We start from the raw sequence: 12618 nt of genomic DNA, 5'->3' as shown, positions 1-12618 counted from the left end.
ATTCTGGGTCGCGATGAGACGCCGTACGACACCCCCGCCCGCCCCGCTGCCCCAGCGCGACGGTGTCGACCCGGTGCGGGTGCGGCTGCCCTTCGGTGGCACATGGGCCACCGTCCGGGAGCATCTCGTGGAGCGGCTGACGGGGGCCGGGCCCGGCATGGTCGAGGAGATGTTCGACGCGGGGCTGGTCGTGGCGGCCGACGGGCGGGCGGTGGCGCCGGACGCACCGTACGAGCCGGGGATGTTCGTGTGGTTCCACCGGGAGCTGCCCGAGGAGCCTCCCGTGCCGTTCCCGCTCCAGGTGGTCCACCGGGACGCGCACATCGTCGTGGCCGACAAGCCGCACTTCCTCGCGACGACCCCGCGCGGCGCCCATGTCGCCCAGACCGCGCTGGCCCGGCTGCGCCACGAACTGGACCTCCCGGCGCTGACCGCCGCCCATCGGCTGGACCGGCTCACCGCCGGTCTGGTGCTGTTCACGGTGCGGCCCGAGGAGCGCGGCGCGTACCAGACGCTGTTCCGGGACCGCCTGGTGCGCAAGGAGTACGAGGCCGTGGCGCCGTACGATCCCTCGCTCGCCCTGCCCCGGACCGTGCGCAGCCGGATCGTGAAGGAACGCGGGGTGCCGGCCGCCCGGGAGGTCGAGGGCGAGCCGAACGCGGTGACACGGGTGGAACTGGCCGAGCACCGGGCGGGACTCGGCCGGTACCGGCTCGTCCCCGAGACCGGGCAGACCCATCAGCTGCGGGTGCATCTGAGCGCGCTGGGCGTGCCCATCCTCGGCGACCCGCTCTACCCGGAGGTGACCGCCCCCGTGCCGGCCGGTGACTTCCGGCGCCCGCTGCAACTGCTCGCGCTAAGGCTGGAGTTCACCGATCCGGTCACGGGGAGGGAGCACACCTTCGTCAGCGGGCGGACGCTCGCGGCGTGGTCGGCCCCGGCACAGTGGGCCGACCCGGAGGCCTGACAGCGCCGCCCCTCGGTGCGCCCACGGGTGGCGGCGCCCCTCGGCGTGCTCACGGGTGGCACCGCCCGCCGCTCTGCTCGCGGGCGGCGCCACCTCTCGGTGTGCTCCCGGGCGACGCCTCCCCGTCTGCTCAGGGGCAGCGCCGCACCTGCCCGCTCAGTCGCCGCGCCACCAGCGCAGCAGGCGCCGCCACGGGTTCGGGCGGCGGGCCGGCTGCGGTGCGGGAGGCTCGGGAGCGGGCGGGGCCGCCGCCGGCAGGGGCTCGGCGACGGACACCGGGTCCGCAACGGGGGTGCCGACCTGCCAGGTGGAACGCTGCGAGGGGATGGGTGCGGGGCTGGGCGGCCGCTGCACATCCTGCTGGGGCTTCGGTTCGAAGTGCACCGGCAGGGCCACCAGATGCCGGGAGGCGATGGAAGAGCGCCAGCTCAGGTCCTCCTCGGGGCAGTCCAGCTGGATGTCGGACAGCCGCATCAGCAGGGCGTCCACGCCGACGTCGGCGATGGCACGGCCGATGTCCTGGCCGGGGCACTCGTGCGGGCCGCCGCCGAAGGCGAGGTGCGAGCGGTTGCCCTGCATGTTGGCGGACAGATCGGGGCGCACGCGCGGGTCGACGTTGCCCGGGGCGGGCGCGAAGAGCAGCCCGTCCCCCTTGCGGATGCGCTGGCCGCCGAGTTCCGTGTCCTGCTTGGCGAAGTAGCCGAGGACGGTGCTGAACGGCGGCTCGTCCCACAGGGACTGCTCGATCGCCTCCGGCACGGTCATCTGGCCGCCGTTGAGCTGGGCCCGGAATCCCGGCTCGGTGAGGACCATGCGCAGCGCGTTGGCGAGCAGGTTGGCGGTGGCCTCGTAGGCCGCGAACAGGACGAGGCGCAGGTGTTCGCGGACCTCGTCGTCGGTCAGCCCCGCGGGGTGGGTGATGAGGTGACTGGTGAAGTCGTCGTCGGGCCGGGTGCGGCGGCGGGTGGTGAGCCGGCTCAGCGCGTCCATGACGTAGGCATGGCTCTCGATGGCGGTCTCGGTGCCCTTGAGTGCGTCACGGGCGGCCTGCACCATCCGGTCGTTGTACTCCTCGGGCATGCCGAGGATCTCGCACATGACGGCCATCGGCAGGTGCTCGGCGAACTGGGAGACCAGGTCGGCCCGGCCCCGTTCGCAGAACCCGTTGACCAGTTCCTGGGTGTAGCGGCCGATGTGACGGCGCATGCTGCGGTGGTCGATGGTCGACATGGCGCCGGTGACCGCTGCGCGCAGCCGCTGGTGCTCGTCGCCCTCGGCGTGCGAGCAGATGGGCTGCCAGGCGATGTGCGGCATGAGCGGGTGGTCGGGTTTGACCATGCTCTCCTGCAGCGGGGTCCAGATCCGGCTGTCGCGGGTGTACTGGGAGGGACTGCGCACCAGGTGCAGGTTCTCGGCGTGCCCGAGGACCACCCACATCGGTACGTCGTTGTGCAGGAGCACGGGTGCCACGGCACCGTGCTCCTCCCGCAGGCACTCGTAGAGGTCGCCCAGGTCGGCCGCGTCGGGACCGTAGAGCCGGTGCAGTCCCCCGGGGCCCCGGCCGTGCGCCGGGCAGCCCGGCGGCGGGCCGGAGGTGGGGTCTGTGCCGGTCAGGGACTGGGGTTCAGGCGTCACAGTGTCGCTCCGGGACGGAAGACGGAAGGTGTGTGTGGGGGGGACAGGGCAGGGTGCCGGTCAGGTGAGGGCGCCGGACAGGGCGAGCGAGTGCAGGAAGCGCATCAGGGTCATCAGCACGTCCTTGCTGGAGGCCCGGCGGCGCACGTCGCACTCCATGATCGGGATCTCCGGAGCCAGGTCGAGCGCGGTGCGCAGTTCGTCCGTCGGGTAACGGGGCGCGTCCGGGAAGGAGTTGATGGCCACGACGAAGGGGACCCCGCGTTCCTCCAGGCGCCCCATGACGTCGAAGCTGACTTCCAGGCGCCGGGTGTCGACCAGGACGACCGCGCCGAGCGCTCCTTCGAACAGGCCGTTCCACAGGAACCAGAAGCGTTCCTGGCCGGGGGTGCCGAAGAGGTAGAGCACCAGCTTGTCGGTGACGCTGATGCGGCCGAAGTCCATGGCCACGGTGGTGGCCGTCTTCGAGTCGGAGCCGTAGTTGTCGTCGACCCCGATCCCGGCCTGGGTCATGGTCTCCTCGGTGGTCAGCGGCCTGATGTCGCTGACCGAACCCACCATCGTGGTCTTGCCGACGCCGAAGCCGCCCACGATCACGATCTTCACCGCGGACTGCGCCGAGTGCGGCAGATGGTCCTCGGTGCGTGGTCCGGGGAGGTTGTCAGAGCCGTTGAAGTCCATGCATCACCGCTTCGAGGATGGAACGGTCGGCGACCGCCTTGCGGACGATCGGGGCGCGCGCCTGCACCAGTTCGGTCGTGATCAGCTCGGTGATCAGGACGGTCATCGAGCTGAACGGCAGATTGAGGTAGGCCGAGAGCTCGGCCACGGACAGGGGGGCACCGCAGAGCCGGAGCACGGCCGCCTCCTCCGGTGAGGCGGACGGCGGCGGCGCGGCGCGCGCCACGATCAAGGTGACCAGGTCCAGTTCGGCCCGGCCGCCGTCGTCGGTACCGGCGATGGTGTACAGCCGCTCGGGGTACCTGCGCGGTTCCTCGCCGCCCGCCGACGGGGGCGACGGAGGCGGCGCGGGCCGAGGGGGCGCGGACGGTGACGGTGCGGGCGGCCGCGGCTGCGGCTGACGCCGTTTGCGTTGCGGAGGAGTCATACGGTCTGCCCGTTCCGCCGGGGCGGACTGGTGAGATGGGCGCCCACTCGGACGACCAGGTCGCGCATCATGCCGCTCATCCGGCCCGGCTCGCAGGTCACGTCCGCGAGCACCGCGAGGTAGGCGTTGGCGCCCGCGTTCATGAGGTAGAAGTAGCCGCCGTCGATCTCGATGACGACGAGCTTCATCTCACCGGCGCCGGGGATCTCCTGGATGATGGCGCCGGCGAGGCTCTGTACGCCCGCGCAGGCGGCGGCGACCCGGTCGGCGGCGTCGGGGTCGCCGCCGTGACGTGCGATGCGCAGTCCGTCGGCGGAGAGGACCACGATCATCTCGATGCCCGGTACGCCGTCGTTGAGCTGCTTGAGCATCCAGTCGAAGTTGCCTCGCTGCTGGATCACTTGAGGTCCCCCTCGTCGTCGGCCTCGGTGGCGGCCTCGGTAACGGTGTCCGAATCGTTGAGCAGGTGCTGGTACGCGGTGGGGTTCAGCGTGAAGTCGGTCAGCTCGGCCGCGGTGGCACCCTCGGGCATGCCCTTCTTCAGGCCGTTCCAGAAGTCGTCCACCCACATGCCCGGCGGCCGCTCCCGCAGCTTCTTCAGCTCGGGGTCCATCTCGGGCTCGGGTTCGGGCTTGGGCTTGTGCTGCGACCAGATGGTCGGCCGGCCCTCGCGCTCGGCGCGCTCGATGGCGGCCTGCTCGGCGATCCGCTGGCTGAGCGGGGTCTTCACCCGGCTGCGGCGCTGCGGGAGTCCGCCCGCCGTCCACTCGGTGACCTCGGGGACGTCGTCCTCCATGGAGATCCCGGCCGGGATGCGGGGACTGGTGGGGCGGCGCTTCTTGGGCGGGCGCTTCGGGCCCTCGACCGCGCCGAGCTCGGGCTTGGGCACGGCGGTGGCACCGATGCCGTGGGCGGCACCGACACCGGGCTCGGTGGTCGTCATGACGCTCGGTACGACGAGGATCGCGCGGACGCCGCCGTAGGCGGAGGCACGCAGCGAGACCTGCATGTCGAAGGCCTTGCAGAGCCGGCCGACGACGGCGAGGCCGAGGCGCGGGCTGGGGCCCAGGTTGTCCGCGTCGTCGCCCGCCATGGCGTCCGTGATCGCCTTCTCGATGCGGGCGCGGGACTCCTCGCTGAGGCTGACGCCGGCGTCCTCGATCTCGATGACCACGCCGGTCTGCACCTCGGCGGCGGTGACGTGCACCTTGGTCGACGGCGGCGAGTAGCGGGTGGCGTTGTCGAGCAGTTCGGCGGCCGCGTGGATGATCGGCTCGACGGACGTGCCCTTGATGTTGATGTTGACGATGGAGTTCAGCTCGATGCGCCGGTACTCCAGGATGCGCGACATGGCACCGCGCAGCACGCTGTACAGCGAGACGGGCAGGGGCCACTGACGGCCGGGGCGGCCGCCGCCCAGCACGGAGATGGTGTCGGCGAGTCGGCCGATCAGCGCGGTGCCGTGGTCGAGGCGCAGCAGGTCGTCGAAGACCTCCGGGTTGCGGCCGTGGTCCTCCTCCATCTCGCGCAGTTCGTTGGCCTGCTGGTGGACGATGGCCTGGATGCGGCGGGCGATGCTGACGAAGGAGCGCTCCGTCGCGTCGCGCATCGAGATCTCGTGGTCGGCGCCGCGCAGCGCGTTGTGCAGCAGGGTGCGCTGCGACTCGGGGATGTGGCGCAGTTCGGGGTCGAGGTCGATGACCTTGCGCATCACCTCGCGGAGCGGTTCTCCGTAGCGCAGCCGGTGCAGCGCGGTGGGCAGGACGTCGGTACCGAGGCGGACGATCTCCTCGTCATGGGCGGCGAGGCGCCGCTCCAGATACGCGGTGTGACGGGCGTGCTCGGCCTGCGCCTCGCGGAGTTTGCGTCCGCGACGCAGGGCTTCGGCGCCCGTGGCGACGACCAGCAGCACGGCCACCGCCCCGCACCCGCCGACGGCGATCCGGGCCGTGGCCGGTACCAGGGCGGCGGCGGCCCCGGTCGCCGCGGCCATCACTATGGCCGGGAGCAACAGCACGCGCGCGTAAGGACGTTCACGGCCGCCGGTCGGCTTTCGAACACTCACCATGGATGCCTTCTGGGACGAATCGGCTGGGTGTCAGAGGGGCTTTCGGGGGGAAGGTTCATGGAACTGACGGGATCTTCTGGGTGTTTGGGAACAGGCGCACGAATTCACCTCAACTCGGTGCGCCGCGGGCGAGCTTAGTCCGACCGGATCATCGCCGTGTCATATTCGGCAAGCACCTGAAATCGCCCGCGCGACAGGGGTACGCTCGGCTCCATTTGCACGCTCGGAGATCATTCGAACACGGCCCGTGACGGTGAACGGGCATGCGAAAGCAACTCACCGTGATGAGTGAAAAAGAGAACTTCGGGACGGCCCGGACCTCGACGGACCAGAGAAACGATGGCGCCCCGAGGGCCAGCGGGGAACCGCACAACGAGCCACAGCCCACCCGCGCGCCCGAAGGGCGCGGGGAACTGCACGACCGGCGACCGTTCACCCGCAGGCGCAGGACCAGTAACAGACCGAGACCCTGACAAGCGCCCGAAGGGGCGCGGGGAACTGCGCGACCGGCCACAGACCACCCACGCCCAAGAACACAGACGCAGGCGCAGGCGCAGGCAAACAGGCACAGGCTCAGTGGCCGGGCCGAACGCAGGAAGGGGCGCGGGGAACTGCGCGACCAGCGACAGTTCACCCGCGCCCGCAAGCGCAGGATCAGCCCACCGACGAGTAGGCGACCACACCCCGCAGCAACTCGTCGACGGCCTTGCGCGCGACCTTCGACACGGTCGAGCCCTCCACAGGAGCAGCCGCCGAGATCTGCCCGAGCACGTCGATGACCTGCTTGCACCACCGCACGAAGTCGCCCGCCGGCATCTCCGCCTCGCGCAGCACCTCGTCCAGGCCCTTGCCGGAGGCCCACATGTAGGCCGCCCAGGCGAAGCCGAGGTCCGGCTCCCGCTGGCCGACACCCTCGGTCTGGTTGATCCGGAAGTCCTCCTCCAGCGCGTCCAGCCGGCCCCAGATACGGACCATCTCGCCGAGCGCGGCCTTCGCCTTGCCGGAGGGCAGCTTGGGCGCCATGGCATCGTCCCCGACCCGCGCCTCGTACACCAGCGCCGAGACGCAGGCGGCGAGTTCGGCCGGGCCGAGGCCCTCCCAGATGCGCTCGCGCAGGCATTCGCTGGCCAGCAGGTCGAGTTCGCCGTAGAGCCGGGCGAGCCGCTTGCCGTGCTCGGTGACCTCGTCGCCGCGCAGGTAGTCCAGTTCGGTCAGCAGCGCCACGATCCGGTCGAAGGTCCGCGCGATGGTGTTCGTACGGCCCTCGATGCGGCGCTCCAGCTGCGAGGTGTCGCGCAGCAGACGGTGGTAGCGCTCGGCCCAGCGGGCGTGGTCCTCACGGTCGTTGCACCCGTGGCAGGGGTGAGCGCGGATCGCAGTGCGCAGCCGGGCGATCTCGCGGTCGTCGGCGGCCTGCGACCGCTTCTTGCGGGCCCGCTCCGACGGGATGTGCCCGGCCTTGGCGCGCAGCGCGGAGGCGAGGTCCCGACGGGACTGCGGGGAGCGCGGGTTGAAGCTCTTCGGGATCCGCATCCGGTCCAGCGGCTCGACCGGCACCGGGAAGTCCATCGACGCCAGCCGCTTGACCTGCCGTTCGGCGGTCAGCACCAGCGGCCGCGGACCGTCGTGGTGGTCGAAGCCGCGGTGGCCGTTGGAGCGGCCGGCGGGCAGGCCCGGGTCCAGGACCAGGGCGAGGCCCGCGTACTTGCCGGTGGGCACGTGGATGACGTCGCCCGGCTTGAGCTTCTCCAGGGCGACGGCGGCCTCCGCGCGCCGCTCGTTCGCGCCCTGCCGGGCCAGTTCCGTCTCCCGGTCCTTCAGCTCGCGCCGCAGCCGTGCGTACTCCTCGAAGTCGCCGAGGTGGCAGGTCATGGAGGCCTTGTAGCCTTCCAGACCCTCCTCGTTGCGCTGCACCTGCCGGGAGATCCCGACGACCGACTTGTCGGCCTGGAACTGGGCGAAGGAAGTCTCCAGCAGCTCGCGCGAGCGGTGCCGCCCGAACTGCTCGACCAGGTTGACCGCCATGTTGTACGACGGCTTGAAGCTGGAGCGCAGCGGGTAGGTGCGCGTGCCCGCGAGACCGGCGAGGTGCTCGGGGCTCATGCCGCGCTGCCAGAGCACGACCGCATGTCCCTCCACGTCGATGCCGCGGCGCCCGGCCCGGCCGGTCAACTGGGTGTACTCGCCGGGGGTGATGTCGGCGTGCTGCTCGCCGTTCCACTTGACGAGCTTCTCCAGCACCACCGAGCGGGCGGGCATGTTGATGCCGAGCGCGAGGGTCTCGGTGGCGAACACGGCCTTGACCAGTCCGCGCACGAACAGTTCCTCGACGACCTCCTTGAACGTCGGCAGCATGCCCGCGTGGTGGGCGGCGATACCGCGCTCCAGGCCCTCCAGCCACTCGTAGTAGCCGAGGACGTGCAGGTCCTCGGACGGGATGGCGGCGGTGCGCTCCTCGACCAGCGCCCGGACCCGTTCCCGTGCCTCCTCGTCGTTGAGTCTGAGGCCGGCGTACAGGCACTGCTGGACGGCGGCCTCGCAGGCGGCGCGGCTGAAGATGAAGGTGATCGCGGGCAGCAGCCCCTCGGAGTCGAGGCGCTCGATGACCTCGGGCCGGCCCGGCGTCCACACGCGCGAGCGCTGTCTGCGCTCGCGCTCGCGGTCGGCCTCGCGCATCGCCCGGCCGCGTCTGCGGTCCTGGTACGAGGGCCGCGTCGCCTCCATGCGGGCGAGGCGGGCGAGGTCGGGGTTGACGGCCTTCTTGTGGCCCTCGCCCTCCTCGAACAGGTCGTACATCCGGCGGCCGGCCAGGACGTGCTGGAACAGCGGGACCGGCCGGTGCTCGGAGACGATCACCTCGGTGTCGCCGCGGACGGTGTCCAGCCAGTCACCGAACTCCTCGGCGTTGGACACGGTCGCCGACAGGGACACCAGGGTCACCGACTCGGGCAGGTGGATGATCACTTCCTCCCAGACGGCGCCGCGGAAGCGGTCGGAGAGGTAGTGCACCTCGTCCATGACCACATGGCCGAGGCCGAGGAGGGTCTGGGAGCCGGCGTAGAGCATGTTCCGCAGCACCTCGGTGGTCATCACGACCACCGGGGCGTCGGAGTTGACGCTGTTGTCGCCGGTGAGCAGGCCGACCTTCTCCGCGCCGTAACGGCGGCACAGGTCGGCGTACTTCTGGTTCGACAACGCCTTGATGGGCGTCGTGTAGAAGCACTTCTTGCCCTGTTGCAGGGCCAGGTGGACGGCGAACTCGCCCACGATCGTCTTGCCCGAGCCGGTGGGAGCGGCCACCAGCACACCCTTCCCCGCTTCGAGCGCCTGGCAGGCCTCGATCTGGAAGGGGTCGAGGCCGAAGTCGTACATCTCGCGGAAGGACGCGAGCGCGGTGGCCTGCTCGGCTGCCCGTCTCCGGGCTGCCGCGTACCGCTCGGCCGGTGAGAGGTCCTCTGTCATCGTGCTTTCGAGCGTACCGGGCGCCACTGACAACAGGACGATCATTATCCGGATCTTGGGCTGATCGACAACGACGGATGCCCCCGTCCTCAAGGGACGGGGGCATCGCGGTGTGCGGTGCGCGGCCGGCTCGGCTCACGGCGCGTGACGTCAGGTGATGTCGTCGTAACCGTTGACCCGGTCGGTGCTCGTCTGCTCGGGCAGGGCCCGGGTGGCGGAGACGGGCTCGATGTCGCCGATGTGGTCGGGCGTCAGGTCCAGCTCGGAGGCCTCGTCGTCGGCCGGGCCCTCCGCCTCGCGACGGCGCTTGCGCTTGTCGTTGAGCAGCGAGAAGGCCACTGCGCCGAAGTACAGCACCCAGATCGGCCCGGCGAGCGCCAGCATGGAGAGCGGGTCGGTGCTCGGCGTGGCGACGGCGGCGAAGACCGTGATACCGAGGATCATGCCGCGCCACCAGCCGAGCATGCGCTGGCCGGTGAGGATCCCGGTGAGGTTGAGCATGATCAGCAGCAGCGGCAGCTCGAAGGAGAGACCGAAGACGATCACCATGCGGGTGACCAGCTGCAGGAGGTCGTCGAGCGGCAGCAGGTTCTTGATGTTGCCGTTCGGCGTGAAGTCGATCAGCACCTTCGCGGTGGTGGGCAGCACCTCGTACGCGAAGAAGGCTCCGGCGAAGAACAGCGGCGCACCGGTGAAGACGAAGGCGTAGGCGTACTTCTTCTCGTGCCGGTGCAGACCCGGCGCGACGAAGGCCCACAGCTGGTAGAGCCAGATCGGCGAGGCGGCGACGACGCCCGCCATCAGCGAGACCTGGAGGGCCAGCGTGAAGGGGGCGAGAAGCCCGTTGATCGTGATTTCCGCACACTGGTGCTTGTTCGAGGCCTTCGCCAACTGTTCGAAGGTCTGCGCGCAACCGACCGAGTCGAGGATCGGCTTGGTCAGGAAGTTGATGATGTCGTTGTAGAAGAAGGCGGCGACGATCGTCACGACGACGATGGCCAGCAAGGCCTTCGCGAGCCGGTTGCGGAGCTCACGGAGGTGATCCGCAAGGGGCATGCGCCCCTCGGGATCTGTCTCCTTCTTGCGGGCAGACTTGGGCAACCCACGTCCTCATCTCGTGCGGCAGGCCGGGGGCTCCGGCCTTGTGTCAGCGCTGGGTGGTGTCCGTCGGCTCGTTGACCGGGCGCGAGCTGTTCACGTCACCGGGGGCCGCCTGGATGGTGCGCTGGGCCGGGGGCTGCTCGTTGGAGGCGGGCGCCTGGGCGGAGGCGTTGCCGTCCTCCTTCATCGCCTTGGCCTCGCTCTTGAGGATGCGCGCGGACTTGCCGAGGGAGCGGGCCATGTCCGGAAGCTTCTTCGCGCCGAAGAGCAGCACGATGACGACGAGGATGAGAATGATCTCGGGGGCTCCGAGCCTTCCGAACATAAGTCTTTACCTTCTCACGGAGGCGGCTGAGTGGGGAGCTGTCCGACCAGTCGGACATCTGTCCGAGAAGTCGTGCTGGCAGCGATCGTAACGCTCAGGGGTAAACGTGAGGCAATCCCCGTGCGTACTCCCGGTCCACGGTACGCGCCTCGTTCTTCGCACCGCGATCAGCAGCGTACCTGTCCCGGTGGGCACCATGACAGGGCGAAGTGACGCAAACCGCTTCACTCGGGCCTGGCACGGCCGCTCGCAGCGCCCCTCACAGCGTGTCCACGGCGCGGGCCGCGCTGGCCGCAGCCCGCTCCAGGTCCTCGGCCGCCCTGTTGATACGGCTCGCGGAATCCGCGACCTGCTGTCCCAGGCGCCGCGCCTCCAGGAAGACCCGGACGGCGAGCACCCCCAGGACGGCGAGACCCAGGAAACCCACGGCAACCGCGAACATCGGCCAGAACATGGTGCCGAGCCTAGACGGTCCTACACCGTGGAGTGCAGCCGCAGGGTCCTGACCCCGCCGCCGGTGAGCAGCTCGACGATGCGCTCCCCCGCGGGCTTGCGGACACAGACGCCGCAGTCGGGGCAGGTGAAGGAGTAGAAGGTCGTCCGGCTGGAGCCGCCGATGGCCAGACGCAGGGCGCTCGCGGCGAGCTCGAAGCGGCCCCGGCAGTCCGGGCAGCCGGCCCTGAACACCACGGGGACCGCTCTCTTCATCCCGGCGAAGGCGGCCGCCACCGTCATTTCCCTCGCACCGGACACCGGAGACTCGCTCAAAGCCCTCGCTCCTCGATTCTGGTCGTTCGCCGTCGGGGCGCCACGGCCGGTGCCGAAAGACCGGCCGCGCTCAGCCCCTGGAGCCTGTGCGCTCCCCACGTCCGGACACGCTCACGGCGGAGGGACCCCGGGGCCCCGCACCGCGGCGGCTCACCGCTGCCTGTCGTCCCGCCCGTCGTGCCCACCACGCACCGCGCCCGCCGGTGTGTCGTACGCCGCCAGCGCCTCGCGAGCCGCCCGTCGGGCGCTGTCGGCCAGCTCGGGCGGCGAGACGATCCGGCCGTCGCGGCCGAGCCGCAGCGCCAGCCGTCTGAGAGAGGCCGGATCGGGGGTGCGCAGCGTGATACGCAGACCGCCGTCGGAAAGCTCATCCGCGCTGTCGTGCGGGTAGTACTCGGCCACCCAGCGGCCGCCCGGGCCGACCTCGATCACGACCTCCGGATCCTCGGCGGCCGGCTGCACCAGCGCTTCGGACAGATCCCGAAGCTCGATCTCCGGCGGGGCCGACGGCTCGTCCAGGATCCTGATCTCGGCGACCCGGTCGAGCCGGAAGGTACGGCGCGCCTCGGAGCGGCGGCACCAGGCCTCGACATAGGTGTGCCCGACGCTGACCAGACGGATGGGGTCGATCTCGCGCTCGGTGACCTCGTCGCGGGCCGGCGAGTAGTAGCGGATCCACAGCCGACGGCGCTCGGCGATCGCCCGGTCGACGTCGGCGAAGACACCGCCCTCGGACTCGAAGGTCACCGACAGCCGGGAGCTGGCGCCCGCCGCCTCCCCGGCCGCGGTCTCCACCTTGGCGGTCGCCCGCAGCAGGGCCTGCCGGTCGCCCTCCCTGAGACCGGGCAGCGTGGAGACCGCGCGGGCGGCCACCAGCAGGGCGGTGGCCTCGTCGGCGGCCAGCCGCAGCGGCTCGGCGGCCTCCTCGCCGAGCGCGGCCGGGTTGTGCCACCAGATGCGCTCGCCGTCGGTGTCGATGTCCAGCAGATCGCCGCCGCGGAAGCTGGTGCCGCACATGGGCAGCAGATCGAGGTCGGAGACCAGCTCGTCCTCGGTGATGCCGAAGGCGCGTGCGACATCGGCGATCCGCGCGCCGGGGCGCTCCCTGAGGTAGGTCACCAGGGAGAGCATCCGCCGGGTCTGGTCGATGGCGTTCACGGGCCTGACCGGTTTGCCTGCCATAG

General features: G+C 70.9%; 12 protein-coding genes. 1 reads left to right on the top strand and 11 read right to left on the bottom strand.

Translation table 11 applies throughout. The features are described 5' to 3' along the window. The first annotated feature begins 13 nt into the window (after window positions 1-13). Window positions 14-967 carry a pseudouridine synthase gene (locus tag ACFZCP_RS13770; protein ID WP_391427006.1) on the top strand — a complete coding sequence of 318 codons (954 nt, stop codon included), beginning with the start codon at window positions 14-16 and terminating at the stop codon, window positions 965-967. Between the two features lie 156 nt (window positions 968-1123). On the opposite strand, the gene ACFZCP_RS13765 is transcribed toward ACFZCP_RS13770, so the two are convergent. The 11 genes from ACFZCP_RS13765 to ACFZCP_RS13715 form a co-directional block, all read right to left on the bottom strand. Then, window positions 1124-2602: a cytochrome P450 gene (locus ACFZCP_RS13765; RefSeq protein WP_391427004.1), complete on the bottom strand. Its 1479-nt coding sequence runs from the start codon at window positions 2600-2602 to the stop codon at window positions 1124-1126. Between the two features lie 60 nt (window positions 2603-2662). Then, entirely contained in the window at window positions 2663-3283 is a 621-nt protein-coding gene (locus ACFZCP_RS13760) for an ATP/GTP-binding protein (RefSeq protein WP_391427002.1), read from the bottom strand. After that, window positions 3264-3710 carry a DUF742 domain-containing protein gene (locus ACFZCP_RS13755; RefSeq protein ID WP_391427000.1) on the bottom strand — a complete coding sequence of 149 codons (447 nt, stop codon included), beginning with the start codon at window positions 3708-3710 and terminating at the stop codon, window positions 3264-3266. The genes ACFZCP_RS13760 and ACFZCP_RS13755 overlap by 20 nt, the downstream gene beginning before the upstream one ends. After that, window positions 3707-4111 (bottom strand): roadblock/LC7 domain-containing protein, encoded by a 405-nt coding sequence (locus ACFZCP_RS13750; protein WP_361124329.1) that lies wholly within the window; start codon window positions 4109-4111, stop codon window positions 3707-3709. The genes ACFZCP_RS13755 and ACFZCP_RS13750 overlap by 4 nt, the downstream gene beginning before the upstream one ends. Further along, window positions 4108-5778: an ATP-binding protein gene (locus ACFZCP_RS13745; protein ID WP_391426997.1), complete on the bottom strand. Its 1671-nt coding sequence runs from the start codon at window positions 5776-5778 to the stop codon at window positions 4108-4110. Before ACFZCP_RS13745 ends, ACFZCP_RS13750 begins: the two co-directional genes overlap by 4 nt. 654 nt (window positions 5779-6432) lie before the next feature. After that, window positions 6433-9285, bottom strand: a complete 2853-nt coding sequence (locus ACFZCP_RS13740; RefSeq protein WP_362697881.1) for a DEAD/DEAH box helicase — start codon at window positions 9283-9285, stop codon at window positions 6433-6435. Window positions 9286-9390: 105 nt separating this feature from the next. Continuing rightward, entirely contained in the window at window positions 9391-10341 is a 951-nt protein-coding gene (gene tatC / locus ACFZCP_RS13735) for a twin-arginine translocase subunit TatC (protein ID WP_391426994.1), read from the bottom strand. Window positions 10342-10387: 46 nt separating this feature from the next. Further along, window positions 10388-10666, bottom strand: a complete 279-nt coding sequence (tatA, locus tag ACFZCP_RS13730; protein WP_362697887.1) for a Sec-independent protein translocase subunit TatA — start codon at window positions 10664-10666, stop codon at window positions 10388-10390. Between the two features lie 259 nt (window positions 10667-10925). Next, entirely contained in the window at window positions 10926-11120 is a 195-nt protein-coding gene (locus tag ACFZCP_RS13725) for a hypothetical protein (protein WP_362697890.1), read from the bottom strand. Between the two features lie 20 nt (window positions 11121-11140). Further along, complete coding sequence (locus ACFZCP_RS13720; RefSeq protein ID WP_362697893.1) at window positions 11141-11434, bottom strand: hypothetical protein; 294 nt, start codon at window positions 11432-11434, stop codon at window positions 11141-11143. A 150-nt stretch (window positions 11435-11584) separates the two neighbouring features. Further along, window positions 11585-12616, bottom strand: coding sequence for a WYL domain-containing protein (locus ACFZCP_RS13715; protein WP_362697896.1), 1032 nt, complete (start codon window positions 12614-12616; stop codon window positions 11585-11587). Window positions 12617-12618: the final 2 nt, after the last annotated feature.

Origin of the sequence: Streptomyces sp. NPDC007971 (assembly GCF_042958635.1) — a bacterium.
Taxonomy (GTDB): Bacteria; Actinomycetota; Actinomycetes; order Streptomycetales; family Streptomycetaceae; genus Streptomyces.
Note: the sequence above shows the minus strand (reverse complement) of the source record. Positions and strands in the feature narration are given on the sequence as shown.